The sequence below is a fragment of the Dyadobacter sp. genome, from assembly GCF_039919315.1.
In the GTDB taxonomy this organism is placed as follows: domain Bacteria; phylum Bacteroidota; class Bacteroidia; order Cytophagales; family Spirosomataceae; genus Dyadobacter.
Map to the genome: position 1 here is coordinate 21,877 of NZ_JBDSFX010000063.1, position 14,536 is coordinate 36,412.

Genomic DNA, 14,536 nt, shown 5'->3' on the forward strand with positions numbered 1-14,536 from the left:
CAGGAATTAATGCTATTCGGTCTAAGTATGAAAAAGTTATCCGGGATTATGTCAGGTTTAATGCTCCTGGTTTTTGTGCAAAATACTTCATTTGCCCAAACTAAGAAGAAGGATGATCATTTTCCTACTTATGATCAAATCAGAGGTAACAAGGGAGAAACTGTCGATTACGTGAGTCCGGTGGGTGGCGAATGGGTAAGAGTAAAAAGGGACGTCGTTGTGTCACCGTATTTTAATGCATTCAATTATCCTGATGATAGTGTGACCTATTACCTCAATGGAAAAAAAGTAAAAGGCAAAAAAAGGGCTGAAAAGGAGCTTGAAGAGAAAAGCATGAATGTAGAAAATGTCTCTGTCGGGCCGGTAGGAGAGCATGGAAAGCGAATTGTCAGAATCGATTATGAGCCCAAGAAAGACTGAAATCTGAGTTGACGATATAATTATGTAAGCCACAACACAATAGCTATGGCTTACATATTATGGTTTTATTTATTCAAAATATCAATGAGGAATTTGCGGAAAGGCTCGGCAAATTCTTTTCTTTTTAATGCAAATTCAACGGTAGTTTTCAGGTAATCAAGCTTGTCGCCAATGTCGTGACGTTTGCCTTCAATGTGATGCGCGTAAATATTTTCACGTTTCAAAAGCAACAGCAATGAATCGGTCAGCTGAATCTCGTTGTTCTTTCCCTTGGGCGTTTGTTCAATGGTATTGAAGATTTCGGGAGTTAGAATGTAGCGGCCTGCGATCGCCAGGTTAGACGGGGCAAGATCGAGCGCGGGTTTTTCAACCAATGTCGTCAGTTCAAGAATGGTGTCGCTCAGCGAAGTCCCGCCCACAATTCCGTAGCGGTTTACCTTGTTGGCTGGCACTTCTTCCACCGCGATCACCGATCCGCCATACTGCTCGTAAGTGTCCATCAATTGCTGCGTAACCGGTATTACCGAATCCATAATGGTGTCACCCAGTAATACAGCAAAAGGCTCATTACCAACGTGATGACGTGCATAGTAGATCGCGTCTCCTAACCCGTTCGCTTCTTTCTGACGTACAAAATGCACATTAGCCATGTCGGCCAGGCGGCGCATTTCATTGAACCACATTAAGTCTTCCTTCTCTTCCAGACGACTTTCCAGTTCAACATTCCGGTCAAAATGGTCTTCAATCGCACGTTTGCCTTTTCCGGAAATAATCAAAATATCCTCAATTCCTGAATCGACAGCTTCCTGAACCACATATTGAATGGTAGGAATGTCAATGATAGGAAGCATTTCTTTGGGCATCGATTTGGTCGCCGGTAAAAATCGGGTACCAAGCCCGGCAGCAGGTATTACGGCTTTACGGATCATGTTTTGAGTGTTTAGCTTTTAGCGATTAGCTGTTAGCTATTGGCTTTTTTTGATTAATGTTTTTATAGATACTGGGTGGATTTTTAGCTTTTGGCTAACAGCCAATCGCTCTAAACCACAAACGGCTTAATAACCCTCGCATTGTGCTTTTTCAGTTGTACAAATAGCTGGTTCAGCATATCATCATCGCGATAAATACCAATGATCGTTCCGCCGGAACCTGCGAATTTGGCGGATGCGCCACATGCCCGTGCGGCATTGATCAGCCTTTTGTTGGAATCGGGAACATTGTAGATCTGGCATCTCAAATCAAAATTTTCATTCATGAGTTGATGTAAGTCGTCGGATCTTCCTTCGAGCAATGCGCTTCGCCCGTCTTCTGCTTTTTTTGCGATCTGTCCCAATACGTCGATCACATCACTTTCGCCCCGGTCGAATCTGGCCCTTACGTCGCTGTGTACCTTGCCGGAAACTTTGCTCAGGTTAGTATTGTAGGCAACGTACAGCTTAGGAAGCAGCTCAGGATTCAGACGTTCGTATTTTCCATGGCCTTTTTGTTCGATCATGGTTTTGTCAAAATCCATATAAACACAACCTTCATAACATTGGATCACGCGGTCCTGCAAGCCGGCAGTAATGCCCAGCTCTTCGGTTTCGGTTACCATGATGAGCTGGGGCAAAATCTCGATCGGGATTTCAACCTTGTAAAACTGCATTAACGCCCTGAACAATGCGACCACAATGGCACTGGACCCGGACATTCCTACCTGACGGGGAATGGAGGAGCGGTAGCGAACTGTAAAGTTACGGTTAGGCAAACGAATGCCTTTTTCCTCGCAATAGTCACCGAACTTTTTAATCCCGGCTTTTATCAGCGGAATCCCACCATTATAACCCAGCATACTTACTGAATCACGCAAATGGAAAATACTTCGGAATGTGCTCACATCCTGCGGTTGCGACTCAATGTGTAGCTCGGGAGATTCGTATAACGAGATGGAAGCACCGAAATTTCTAACCGAAATAGCTATCGTTTTTCCAAAAAAACCATCAGAAGGATTGCCTAGTAACCCGGCCCGGGCATAAGCACGTGTTTCAATAATCAATGTAAAAGTCTTTTTTGATCAAAAGTAATAATTAGATGACGATACAATAAGGTTTTGCCCTTATAGGCCGGAATTATTAAGTAACCGCTGACCGGAACCGACATTCCGGCAATATCGTGAAATGTATTAATGAACCGTGTATAAACAAAAAAAGCGGGATAAAAATATCCGCGCTTTCTTATGAGAATTGGTTTACTAATCTTATTGTTTCACTACCTGAACATTGGCAATCAATTTCACGTCATCACCTACTACTACACCACCTGCCTCTGTTACAGCACTCCACTCCAAGCCGAACTCCTTCCGATTAATTTTACCAGAGATCTCAAAACCTGATTTATTGTTACCATAAAAGTCAGTCATATTTCCGCCGTATTCTACTGCGAAGTCAACTGCTTTGGTTACGTTTTTAACTGTCAAATCACCAGTCAATTTATAACTATCGTCCCCTTTTTTACTCAATTTCCCGCTAAATGAGAGTTTAGGATGGTTTTCAGCATCAAAGAAATCTGCTGATTTCAAATGCTGGTCACGTTGTGCCTGATTGGTATCAATACTGTCAACATCTGCTGAAAAATGCACTGTTGCGCCATCAAAATCTTCTGTTTCTGTTTCAACGCCGCCTTCAAAAGCTTTGAAAGAACCTGTTACTGTAGAGATAACAAGGTGTTTTACTTTAAACTGGATTTCGGAATGTGTTGGGTCAATTGCCCATTTTGTAGTAGCCATATCTTTATTTGTTTTATATATGTAATGACATTTAATGTATATACACGTATCTTCAAAAATTAGTTTCAGGTACATAAAAAAAATCCTGGAAATTTTTCCCAGGATTTTGAAAATGGCCTCTAATAACCTTATTCGGGCATAGTGAAAATATTGGGATCAATTTTTGGATTGACGGCCAGGTCAGTAATTTTCAATGTCATTTTCGTTCCGGGCATCGCTGACGTTGAAACTTCGGAGGTAAATGGGTAGTAAATGCCTTCTACCTGCCTGAAATCGGACTGGGTGTTCTCTGACATGATTTCCTGTCCATTCATTTTCATGTGAACAATAATTTTAAGAATGTAAAAGGTATCCTTCGAAATGTAGTTGATCCGCTGGATACCATTCTTCAATGTCATCGTTACTTTATAGACTTTCGCGCCGGTCAGATCCTCTTCGCCGTCAAGTGTCAGGACGTAGCCTTTTTCCTTGTACTTGTAAAGTCCCGTCAGATCCGTTTCGGCGGTCATGGATTTCACAGCTTCTTCGGGTAATGCAGTAGCTTTTGTCTGTCCCGTCATCGGGTTGATCGCCCAGCCGGTAGTCCCGTTCACAGCCTGCACCACGGTCATGCCCTGCACGGTCGTTTCGCTGCGAAAGCCTTTGTTCTGGATAATGGTCGTGGTAATGGGCACTTTCATATTCATTACATCCATTTCGGCAGTAATTTTCAGACTTTCCAGTTTAGACAGTTTATCAGCGCCGCCCATTGCCTTAATGTGCTTATTGATTATCTCGTCCAGGGTCTGCGCGGAAACGGTATGCATGATTCCGACGAGCAGGACGATTATAAAGGCTTTTATATGAATTGATTTCAACATGTAGGTAAGTGATGGTTTAAAGGTTGAACTGTTATCACGGTCCAATATTGTAATTTTAGCTAAGTTAATAACAACAAAAAACGAGCGGATTGTCATAATCCGCTCGTTTTGTATTTGATACTAAAAGTAAATCTTAGTTTTTCAAGGCTTCCGCTCCACCCACGATTTCGAGGATCTCTTTCGTGATCGCTGCCTGACGCGTACGGTTGTAAACCAATTTCAGTTCTTTCAAAAGATCCTGAGCATTCTCAGTTGCCTTTTCCATTGCCGTCATACGGGCACCTTGCTCTGATGCATTGGATTCCAAAACAGCACGATAAAGCTGAATTTTCAATGATTTCGGGATCAATTCAGCAAGAATCTCTTCCTCAGTCGGCTCGAAAATGTAGTTAACCTCAGACTTCTTTGTTCTTTTTGTTTTGTCTTCTGTTGCAATCGGCAGGTAACGGTCTGCGTGAATGATCTGAGTTGCAACGTTTTTAAATTCGTTGTAAACCAAATCCACCGCATCGTAGCGACCATCCGCAAACGCCTTCATGATTTCTTCTGCAGCCAATTTGACATTTACGAAATTTAACCTTCCGAAAATATCCATGTAGGTTTTATTGACTACAAAACCTCTTTTTGCAAGCGATTCTGCGCCTTTCTTTCCTATGGCAAAGATCTCAACGTTTCCTTTTGCTGCTTGCTGAGCATATTTTTGTTCGATAAGCAGCAATGTTGCTTTAACGATATTGGTATTGAAAGCACCACATAATCCGCGGTCTGAAGTAACAACTACTATCAAAACCTTATCAATCGCGCGAACCGTTTTCAATGGGCTGTCAACCGCACTTTCTGCTCCTGATGATACAGTAGTTAGCATTTCACCAAGTTTCTGAGCATAGGGTCTCATCTGCATGATGTTATCCTGTGCCCTGCGCAACTTTGCAGCTGCAACCATTTTCATGGCTTTGGTGATCTGCTGCGTGGAATTAACGGATACGATCCGGTTACGGACTTCTTTTAAGCTCGCCATAATGTTTAACGATATTTTACAGCAATTTCACGCGCAACTTTTTCAATTACGTCTGTCACGCTGTTATCCAGTTTTCCTGCACGCAATGCTAATAAAGTGTCTTTGTACTGACCGCTCAAAACAGTTAGGAAATCTTTTTCAAACTCCTTCACGCGGTTTACATCCACTAAATCCAGTAAGCCTTTGGTAGAAGCATAAACAGTTGCTACTTGTTGCTCAACAGGAACTGGTGAGTACTGAGGCTGCTTCAAAACTTCCTGGTTACGGCGTCCACGGTCGATCGCAAGCTTGGTAGCAGCATCCAGGTCAGAACCGAATTTGGCAAAAGCTTCCAATTCACGGAACTGCGCCTGATCCAGTTTCAGGGTACCCGAAACCTTCTTCATGGATTTGATCTGAGCATTACCACCCACACGTGATACCGAGATACCCACGTTGATCGCAGGACGGATACCGGAGTTGAACAGGTTGGATTCAAGGAATATCTGACCGTCGGTAATTGAAATTACGTTGGTAGGGATATAAGCAGAAACGTCACCCGCTTGTGTTTCAATGATTGGAAGTGCAGTTAATGAACCACCGCCTTTCACGATCCCCTTCAATGATGGAGGAAGGTCGTTCATGTTTTTGGCAATGGTATCATCTGCGATGATTTTTGCAGCACGCTCCAAAAGGCGGCTATGCAGATAAAATACGTCTCCCGGATAAGCTTCACGTCCCGGAGGGCGACGAAGAAGAAGGGAAACTTCACGGTATGAAACCGCTTGTTTGGAAAGGTCATCATAAATAACCAGCGCAGGACGGCCGGTATCACGGAAAAACTCACCGATCGCAGCACCTGTGAATGGCGCGTAAAATTGCATTGGTGATGGATCTGATGCACCCGCAGCAACGATAACAGTGTAGTCCATTGCACCGTAGCGACGAAGTGTAGCTTCAATACTTTTGATGGTAGAAGCTTTTTGTCCGCAGGCTACATAGATACAAAATACCGGTTCGCCTTTTTCGAAATATTCTTTTTGATTGATAATGGTGTCGATCGCAACGGCTGTTTTACCAGTCTGGCGGTCACCAATGATCAACTCACGTTGTCCACGGCCGATGGGTATCATCGCATCGATCGCTTTAATACCAGTTTGAAGAGGTTCTGTAACCGGCTGACGGAAAATTACCCCCGGAGCTTTACGCTCGATCGGCATTTCATAAAGTTCTCCAAGGATCGGGCCATTACCGTCGATCGGCTCAGCCAGGGTGTTAACCACACGGCCAATAATTCCGTCGCCAACCTTCACCGAAGCGATCTCTTTGGTACGCTTCACAGTGGCTCCTTCTTTAATGTCGCTGAAATCACCTAGTAACACGGCTCCGACATTGTCTTCCTCAAGGTTAAGAGCAAGGGCTTTAAGGCCATTCTCGAAAACAAGCAGCTCACCTGCCTGAACCTGGGAAAGGCCATAAATGCGGGCAACACCGTCACCAACCTGAAGGACTGTTCCTACTTCTTCGAGTTCTGCTTCTGATCTAGCTCCTGCAAGTTGTTCGCGCAGGATGGCCGAAACTTCATCCGGTCTAACAGATACCATAGTATATTTGACTTATTTAGAGTATAGTAGTAAGTTTTTGAAAACTGCCGCAAAGGTAGAGTTTTATTTTGGTTTAAAAAGAATGTTTCGATTAAAACCTGTCATATAAAATTAGATTTTTCCAAGGTAATGTCTCTATGGATTGCTCAATGGTGAAATTACCGCTTATCATCTGGAAATAACATTTCTAAAACTTTTTTAGGTACTATTTGTGTTTTTGTTGTAATTGAGTTCGTTAATATCACTTATGCATTCTAAATTAAACTTATCGACCATCCATCAGTTCAATGTACAGATTAGAAAAAACCATTGCAGCAGTCTTAGTATTAGGAGTTTTGGTAACATCACAAAGCACAGCACAGACTATTAAAAAAGCGGCCAAACCCGCAGCGACCGTAAAGAAATCAACAGCCGCACCAGTAAAAGCAGCATCGACTGCAACCGTACTCAAAAATCAGATGGATTCTTTGTCTGCGGCGATTGGAGTTAGTTTTTCAACTTCGCTAGCTGCACAAGGAATAAGTAATATCAACACAGAAGTTCTTACAAAAACGATCAACGCAGCATTAAAAGGGGATAAAACGGCGTTCTCGTCGGAGGAAGCAAACAAATTTATTGGCGATTATTTTCAAAAGAACATGGAAGAAAAAGGTGCAGTAGTGCGGGTAGAAGGCGAGAAGTTTTTGGAAGAAAACAAGAAAAAGACTGGCGTTACTACCACCGAAAGCGGTTTGCAATATGAAGTGATCAAAACCGGTGAAGGCCCAAAGCCAGCCGCTACTGATAAAGTAAAAACACATTACCACGGTACGCTGACCAATGGAACGGTTTTTGACAGTTCCGTAGACAGAGGAGAGCCGGTGGAGTTTCCGGTAAATGGTGTTATTAAAGGATGGACAGAAGCGCTGCAGTTAATGCCGGTAGGATCTAAATGGAAATTGTTCATTCCTTACCAACTGGCTTATGGAGAACGTGCGGCGGGCCCTCAGATACCTGCCTATTCAGCTTTGGTGTTTGAGGTTGAATTATTAGAAATTGTTAAATAGCAAAATTCAACAATGAAAAAGTACTTAATCACTCTTATTCCGGTTGTGTTGCTCGGTTGGCAACGGGGCCCCGTTCAGGATAAGGCCACGGCAGTGCCTTCCGTTGAAACTTCGATGGAAGATGATATCAAGCCCGTGCCGGCTCAGTACAAAGCTGAGGAGCTGACTACCCGTATTTTATCAAGCTATCATTACAGGAAGACAAAACTAAATGACTCTCTGTCAGAAGCGATTTTTGATAAATACATCGATGGAATTGACCACGGCAAGCTGTATTACCTGGCTGAGGATATCAAGGAATTTGAGAAGAATAAGGACTCTTTCGATGACTATTTGCAAAAAAGAGAACTGGATGTTCCCTTCCAGATTTATAATGTGTTCAGAAAACGCTACAAAGAGAGAAGCGATTTTATCCAGACATTATTAAAGGAGCCAAAGCCATTTGACTTCACTGCGGATGAATCCATGAACACGGACCGTGATAAAGCGACGTGGGCCAAGAACACAGAGGAGCTGAACGATACCTGGCGCAAGTACCTGAAAAGTGAAGCGCTGGACTTGAAATTATCGGGAAAGGCGGATACTTCGGTCGTTACCATGTTACGTGACCGCTACAAAAATCGTGATCGTGCTTTGGGGCGCATTCGTACAGAGCAGGTTTTCCAGATGTTCATGAACGCGTACGCAGAGTCTATGGACCCGCATACGAGCTATATGGCACCTACTTCGGCTGACCGTTTCAAACAGGAAATGAGCCAGTCCCTGGAAGGTATCGGGGCACTTTTGCGTGAGGAAGACAACTACATAAAAATCGTTGAAGTCATTCCTGGCGGTCCTGCTTTCAAAGGAAAGCAATTGAAAAAAGAAGATAAAATTATCGCAGTTGCGCAAGGAGACGAAGGCAAAATGGTTGATATCGTAGGCTGGTTTGTAGACGATGCAGTTAAATTGATCAAAGGACCTAAGTCAACAGTTGTACGTCTGCAGGTTATTTCCGCTGATGCGATTTCAGGGACTCCTCCAAAAGAGTACAGACTGGTTCGCGAGAAAATTAAACTGGAAGAGCAACGTGCTAAAAGCGAGATTGTTTCGATCAATAATGCTAACAAAGAATTCAAGATTGGCGTAATTGACATTCCATTATTCTATCGTGATTTTGAAGGGGCGCAACATAAAGAGAAAGAGTTTTCAAGCACTACCCGCGACGTACAGAAACTGATTACTGACTTGCAGGCTTCGAATGTAGATGGTATCGTTATCGACCTTCGTAACAATGGAGGAGGTTCACTGACAGAGGCTGTTTCACTGACTGGATTGTTCATCAACAGAGGTCCCGTAGTTCAGGTGAAAGAAGGTCAGGGAGAGATCGAAGTTCAGTCGGACAACGACCCTGCGATTGCTTACGATGGCCCTATGGCAGTGATGGTCAACCGTTTTAGTGCTTCTGCTTCTGAAATTTTCGCAGCTGCTATTCAGGATTACAAACGTGGCATTATTGTTGGCGAGCAAACTTATGGTAAAGGTACCGTTCAGACATTGATCGATCTGAACCAGTGGGTTCCGAAAGAAACGGACCAATTGGGGCAGGTGAAATTGACCGTTGCGAAGTTTTACCGGATCAATGGCAGCAGTACCCAGCTGAAAGGAGTAATGCCTGATTTGGAATTGCCAACTGCATTTAAAGTCAATGAATATGGCGAAGGTTCTCAGCCAAGTGCATTACCATGGGATCAAATTGCTTCTTCGAAGTATGAAATGACCAATAATGTGAATCCGAAGGTGATCGATCAGCTGAAAGGTAAATACAATCAGCGTTTGAAATCTGACGAAGAATTGAAAACACTGGTGAAAACGCTGGACGAATTCAAAGAAGCGCGGGAGAACAAAGTTGTTTCTCTTCAGGAATCAAAGCGTAAAATTGAACGCGATGTGGCAGAGAAGAAAAGAGCAGCTATGAAGCAACTTGGCGAAGACAGCGACGTAGATGAAGAAGACGAAACGGATTCCAAAGTAGCAGAAGCTCCGAAAGAGGTCAAAAAGAAAAAGGATATCTACCTCACTGAAACGGGCAGAATGCTCGCGGATCTAATTGTCATCTCCAAAGAACCAAGCTTAGCTGGTACCAAGAAGAAATAAGCCATTCAACAGACAACAAAAAAGCACGGATTTTGACGAGCCGTGCTTTTTTGTTGTCTTATACATTGATTACTCCCAGCCGCCGCCCAGCGACCGGTACAATTCAATCAGCGCCAGAAACTGTTCTTTTTGCACATTGGTAAGATTCAATTCTTCCTGCAAAACACTTCGCTGCGCAGTAATGACTTCCAGGTACGAAGCGTAACCAGTCAGGAAAAGGTCTTTGGATGTCGCTACTGCCTGTTGCAGCACTTCAACTTCCTGCTTTTTCAAATCCCCGATTTTTTGGCTATTTTCCAGTTTTTTGAGACTGCTACTTACTTCCTGAAATCCTGTAACGACTGTTTTATTATAGTTATACAATGCTTCCAGGCTCGCAGCTTCGGCTCTTTTTTGTCCTGCTTTCAAAGCTTTACGGTTTAATAATGGAGCGGTCAATCCCCCCAAAGCACTATAAGCAATGGAGCCTGGCGAAAACAATAAGCTGCTTTTGAATGAATTAAAACCTAAAAATGCGGTAATGTTCAGCGAGGGTAAAAAGGCCAGCTGAGCGGCCTGCTGATCGGAATAGTAAGCAAGCAAATCTAACTGTGAGTGTTGCACGTCCGGCCTCCTTTTGAGCATCGTGGCAGGAACTCCCGCCTGGATAGAAGCAGGTAGTACTTGTTCAAGCGTCGTGCCGCGCTTAATCGACTGCGGAAAGCGACCGAGCAATACATTCAGGATGTTTTCAGTTTCAATTATTTTCTGCTGAACATCAAATTCAAGGCTCTGGGTATTAAGCAGCTGCGCCGTGAGTTGCTGTACTCCGAGTTCATTAGCCCTGCCACCTTCCTTTTGAATTTTAATGGTTTCAACTGCGGATTGCTGCAAGGCAATGTTCTTACGGATAATGTCCAGCTCCGTGTCCAGCGCGATCAGTTGGTAGTACGACGTGGCGATCTGGGCGATGAGGCCGGTTACGATTGCGTGCCTGGCTTTTTCAGACGCCAAGAGACGATTGTACGCTGCTTTTTTCTGTGTTTTGAGCTTTCCCCAGATATCAATTTCCCAGGAACTTCGCAATCCCACAAAATAGTCGGGCATGAATGGCGCAGGTAGTTTCCGATCATTATCAATGTTCTCGGAAAAGTTGGTATCGTAATTGCCGACGCCGTCCATCGTATAGTCACCGAATTTCCTCCCGCCGCCCGAAATATCGCCTAATACCGAAGGAAGCAATGCGCCATGGGCGATCAGAATGTTGGAACGGGTCATTTCAATGCGCTGCACTGCTACTTTCAAATCCAGATTATTTTGTAGCGCAGTATCAATCAACGCAATTAAATGACTGTCCTTGAAAAAAGTGCGCCATTGAATCGCGCCTATACTGGTGGAATCAGTCCGTTCCTGAAATGTTTTCGGCGCTTCAATGCGTTTGGCCTGCTCGACGGGCTGAGTGAGTTTACAACCGGATGCGAACAGGGTTAGTCCGGAAACAAGGAGGTAGTTAAACTTTTTATATGGTTTCATTAACGATCATCTTGGTGAGAATTTGTGCAAAAGGCTGCTAGTCAAGTACTGCTTCCTCTTTTTCAGGGGTTGCCATTTTAGGTTTTTTCTGGATAACCATGCTGGCAAAAAGAACGTAAAGCCCCGGAATAATAATGACCCCGAACAGCGTACCGATGAGCATACCCCCAGCCGCGGCTGTACCGATAGACCGGTTACCAATGGCGCCAGCACCGGAAGCCATGACCAGCGGAATAAGACCCGCAATAAATGCGAACGATGTCATCAGGATCGGACGGAGCCTTTCGGTAGCACCTTCCAGGGCCGCCTCAATGACGGAACGTCCTTCTTTTTGCCGGATAATGGCGTACTCGACGATCAGGATGGCGTTTTTACCCAAAAGACCAATGAGCATGACCAGCGAAACCTGCGCATAGATATTATTTTCCAGCCCCATTAGTTTCAGTGCCAGGAATGCTCCGAAAATGCCGGTCGGTAACGATAGAATAACCGGTAATGGCAGTAGCAAACTTTCATATTGCGCAGCCAGAAGCAGGTAAACGAAAAGCAAACAGATACCAAAAATATATATAGCCTGATCACCCGACAGGATCTCTTCCCGCGTCATTCCTGACCATTCGTAGGTAAAGCCTTTTGGAAGACTTTTCGCAGCAATCCTTTCAACTGCTTTGATCGCGTCGCCAGAGCTATACCCGGGTGCAGCGTCACCGTTGATCATCGCGGAGGTGTACATGTTGTACCGCGTGAGCAATTCGGGGCCGTAAACCCTTTCCAGTTTGATAAATGTCGAAAACGGTACCATTTCGTCGCGACTGTTTTTGACATATAGTTTCAGAATATCTTCCGGGCTTCTCCTGAAACTCGGATCAGCTTGCACCATTACCTTGTACATTTGGCCAAAGCGGATGAAATTGGAGGCATATAAACTTCCGATCAATGTTTGAAGCGTACTCATGGCCGCGTCCACCGAAACTCCCTTTTTTGAAGCCATATCAGCGTCGACGTGGATCATATATTGTGGAAAACTCGCATCGAAGCTGCTGAAAGCATTTGCGATTTCGGGCGAATCCATCAAGTCTTTGACAAATTTGTTGGTAATGTCAGCCGTTTTTTGAAGATCATCACTTCCTGATCGATCCTGTACCCGCAGCTCAAAACCACTTGAATTACCAAAACCGGGGACGGTAGGAGGAGGGAAGAACTGGATTTCGGCGTCGGTAATGTGCCTGGTTTTTTTCTCCATCTCCGCAATGATATCCTGCACGGAAGCCTTTCGCTGATCCCAGGGTTTCAGGTTGATCATGGCCATACCGTAAGATGATCCGGCAGATTCTGTGATGAGACTGTATCCCGATAAGCTGGAAACCGATTCGACGGGTTCGAGGGACTGCGCTACTTTTTGAATTTCGTCCAGTACCGCCTCGGTTCTTTCCACAGTAGCGGCTACCGGCGTCGTCACATTCACATTGATCACTCCCTGATCTTCGGTTGGAATAAAACCCGTTGGAAGAATGGTGTTAATGCCATAAGTACCCACACAAAACGCGATTAATAAACCTACCGTCACGACTCTTCGGTTAATAATGAGCGACAGTAGCTTTCTGTATTTGTTAGAAATACCGTCATAGCCATTGTTAAAACCTTTGAAAAACCGATCTAAAAGTGAGTTTTTGGAAGCCTCGCCGTGCGTGTTTTTCAGCATCAATGCGCAAAGAGCAGGCGTTAATGTCAATGCATTAATACCGGATATGACGATCGAAATGGCAAGCGTAATGGAAAATTGACGGTAAAAAATCCCGACGGGACCTGACATAAATGCCACCGGAACAAACACCGCGGACATGACCAATGTGATCGCAATAATGGCGCCGCTCATTTCTTTCATTGATTCCAAAGTAGCTTCCCGCGCTCCGATATGCTTCTCGGCCATCTTCGCATGCACTGCCTCGACGACGACAATGGCATTATCGACAACAATACCGATGGCCAGTACCAATGCAAACAAAGTCAGCAGGTTGATGGAGAAGCCAAACATTTGCATAAACGCGAATGTGCCAATCAATGCCACCGGCACCGCCAGCGCGGGGATAAGCGTTGATCGGAAATCTTGCAAAAACAGATAAACAATGATGATTACCAGGATAAACGCTTCGATCAGCGTGCGCACCACCTCGTGTATGGACGCATCCAGGAACCGCGAAACGTCATAAGAAACGAAGTAATCCATACCCGGTGGGAATGTCGTTTTCTTCAATTCCGCAACCTTCGTTTTGATATTTTTGATTACCTCCTGTGCATTCGAGCCCGGCCGCTGCTTGATCATAATGGACGCAGACGGCTTACCGTTGGACTTGGAAGCCATGTCGTATTCAAGCGTACCAAATTCTACATCGGCCACGTCTTTCAGTTTCAGCATTGATCCATCCGGGTTCGAGCGCAGCACAATGTTCTCGTATTGAGCCGGTTCGAATAATTTTCCGGTGTATTTCAAAACATATTGTAGTACTTGCACCTCACGACCTGAGCTAACGCCGGTTTTCCCAGGGGCTGCTACCACATTCTGATCGCGAATGGCTTTCACTACTTCATCCGCAGATACATTGTAGCTCATCATACGGTCGGGTTTCAGCCAGATCCGCATGGAGTAATCTTTGCTACCCATGATCTGCGCACGGCCCACACCGTCGATCCTTTTCAGTTCTTTGAGGATATTAATGTCGGCAAAATTGTAAACGAAATCCTCTGCCGCCGACGAGTCCGTGCTCATAACGTCCAGGTACATGAGCATACTGTTCACCTCTTTTTCGGTGGTAACACCCGCCTTGATTACCTCTTCGGGAAGTTCGTCAATGACAGTCTGGACGCGGTTTTGAACGTTCACCGCAGCGAGATCGGGGTCAACCCCGACATTAAATGAAATGGTAATGGTAGTAACCCCGTCATTCCCCGACACACTGGTCATGTAAGTCATGCCCGGCACACCATTTATGGCCTTTTCGAGCGGTACGGCAACGGCATCGACGCAGACCTCCGAGTTGGCACCGGTATAAGTAGCAGTCACCACCACTGAGGGCGGAACAATGTCGGGAAACTGGGAAACAGGCAAGTCTTTGAATGCTAAAAGTCCCAGCAGGGTAATAAAAACCGATATGACCAGCGAAAGCACCGGTCGTTCTATGAAAATCTTAAACATAATG

General features: G+C 44.7%; 11 protein-coding genes. 3 read left to right on the forward strand and 8 right to left on the reverse strand.

What is annotated here, in order from left to right; all coding sequences use genetic code 11:
• Nucleotides 1–27: 27 nt before the first annotated feature.
• Complete coding sequence (locus ABIO93_RS17720; protein WP_348070012.1) at nucleotides 28–420, forward strand: hypothetical protein; 393 nt, start codon at nucleotides 28–30, stop codon at nucleotides 418–420.
• 65 nt (nucleotides 421–485) lie between these two features.
• On the opposite strand, the gene galU is transcribed toward ABIO93_RS17720, so the two are convergent.
• From galU to atpA, 6 genes are all read right to left on the reverse strand, one after another.
• Nucleotides 486–1,349 carry a UTP--glucose-1-phosphate uridylyltransferase GalU gene (galU, locus tag ABIO93_RS17725; protein WP_348070014.1) on the reverse strand — a complete coding sequence of 288 codons (864 nt, stop codon included), beginning with the start codon at nucleotides 1,347–1,349 and terminating at the stop codon, nucleotides 486–488.
• Between the two features lie 110 nt (nucleotides 1,350–1,459).
• On the reverse strand, nucleotides 1,460–2,455 hold the full coding sequence (locus tag ABIO93_RS17730) for a GHMP kinase (protein WP_348070016.1): 996 nt from the start codon (nucleotides 2,453–2,455) through the stop codon (nucleotides 1,460–1,462).
• Nucleotides 2,456–2,656: 201 nt separating this feature from the next.
• Nucleotides 2,657–3,184, reverse strand: a complete 528-nt coding sequence (locus tag ABIO93_RS17735) for a YceI family protein (protein WP_348070018.1) — start codon at nucleotides 3,182–3,184, stop codon at nucleotides 2,657–2,659.
• A 128-nt stretch (nucleotides 3,185–3,312) separates the two neighbouring features.
• Complete coding sequence (locus ABIO93_RS17740) at nucleotides 3,313–4,044, reverse strand: outer membrane lipoprotein-sorting protein (protein WP_348070020.1); 732 nt, start codon at nucleotides 4,042–4,044, stop codon at nucleotides 3,313–3,315.
• Nucleotides 4,045–4,177: 133 nt separating this feature from the next.
• Nucleotides 4,178–5,062 carry an ATP synthase F1 subunit gamma gene (gene atpG / locus ABIO93_RS17745; RefSeq protein WP_348070022.1) on the reverse strand — a complete coding sequence of 295 codons (885 nt, stop codon included), beginning with the start codon at nucleotides 5,060–5,062 and terminating at the stop codon, nucleotides 4,178–4,180.
• Between the two features lie 5 nt (nucleotides 5,063–5,067).
• Entirely contained in the window at nucleotides 5,068–6,645 is a 1,578-nt protein-coding gene (gene atpA, locus ABIO93_RS17750) for a F0F1 ATP synthase subunit alpha (protein ID WP_348070024.1), read from the reverse strand.
• 287 nt (nucleotides 6,646–6,932) lie between these two features.
• On the opposite strand from atpA, the gene ABIO93_RS17755 reads away from it, so the two are divergent.
• Both ABIO93_RS17755 and ABIO93_RS17760 read left to right on the forward strand, forming a co-directional pair.
• Nucleotides 6,933–7,691, forward strand: a complete 759-nt coding sequence (locus tag ABIO93_RS17755; RefSeq protein ID WP_348070026.1) for an FKBP-type peptidyl-prolyl cis-trans isomerase — start codon at nucleotides 6,933–6,935, stop codon at nucleotides 7,689–7,691.
• Nucleotides 7,692–7,703: 12 nt separating this feature from the next.
• Nucleotides 7,704–9,827 carry a carboxy terminal-processing peptidase gene (locus ABIO93_RS17760; protein WP_348070028.1) on the forward strand — a complete coding sequence of 708 codons (2,124 nt, stop codon included), beginning with the start codon at nucleotides 7,704–7,706 and terminating at the stop codon, nucleotides 9,825–9,827.
• A 69-nt stretch (nucleotides 9,828–9,896) separates the two neighbouring features.
• Here the strand turns inward: ABIO93_RS17760 and ABIO93_RS17765 are convergent, their stop codons facing one another.
• Together ABIO93_RS17765 and ABIO93_RS17770 are read right to left on the reverse strand one after the other, a co-directional pair.
• Nucleotides 9,897–11,339 carry an efflux transporter outer membrane subunit gene (locus tag ABIO93_RS17765; RefSeq protein ID WP_348070030.1) on the reverse strand — a complete coding sequence of 481 codons (1,443 nt, stop codon included), beginning with the start codon at nucleotides 11,337–11,339 and terminating at the stop codon, nucleotides 9,897–9,899.
• A 37-nt stretch (nucleotides 11,340–11,376) separates the two neighbouring features.
• Nucleotides 11,377–14,532 carry an efflux RND transporter permease subunit gene (locus ABIO93_RS17770; protein ID WP_348070032.1) on the reverse strand — a complete coding sequence of 1,052 codons (3,156 nt, stop codon included), beginning with the start codon at nucleotides 14,530–14,532 and terminating at the stop codon, nucleotides 11,377–11,379.
• Between the last annotated feature and the right edge of the window lie 4 nt (nucleotides 14,533–14,536).

Bases quoted from the DNA above. Each gene is read 5' to 3' on its own strand.
- ABIO93_RS17720 (WP_348070012.1), top strand. From the start codon at position 28: ATGAAAAAGTTATCCGGGATTATGTCAGGTTTAATGCTCCTGGTTTTT.
- galU (WP_348070014.1), bottom strand. From the start codon at position 1,349: ATGATCCGTAAAGCCGTAATACCTGCTGCCGGGCTTGGTACCCGATTT.
- ABIO93_RS17735 (WP_348070018.1), bottom strand. From the start codon at position 3,184: ATGGCTACTACAAAATGGGCAATTGACCCAACACATTCCGAAATCCAG.
- ABIO93_RS17740 (WP_348070020.1), bottom strand. From the start codon at position 4,044: ATGTTGAAATCAATTCATATAAAAGCCTTTATAATCGTCCTGCTCGTC.
- atpG (WP_348070022.1), bottom strand. From the start codon at position 5,062: ATGGCGAGCTTAAAAGAAGTCCGTAACCGGATCGTATCCGTTAATTCC.
- atpA (WP_348070024.1), bottom strand. From the start codon at position 6,645: ATGGTATCTGTTAGACCGGATGAAGTTTCGGCCATCCTGCGCGAACAA.
- ABIO93_RS17755 (WP_348070026.1), top strand. From the start codon at position 6,933: ATGTACAGATTAGAAAAAACCATTGCAGCAGTCTTAGTATTAGGAGTT.
- ABIO93_RS17760 (WP_348070028.1), top strand. From the start codon at position 7,704: ATGAAAAAGTACTTAATCACTCTTATTCCGGTTGTGTTGCTCGGTTGG.
- ABIO93_RS17765 (WP_348070030.1), bottom strand. From the start codon at position 11,339: ATGAAACCATATAAAAAGTTTAACTACCTCCTTGTTTCCGGACTAACC.
- ABIO93_RS17770 (WP_348070032.1), bottom strand. From the start codon at position 14,532: ATGTTTAAGATTTTCATAGAACGACCGGTGCTTTCGCTGGTCATATCG.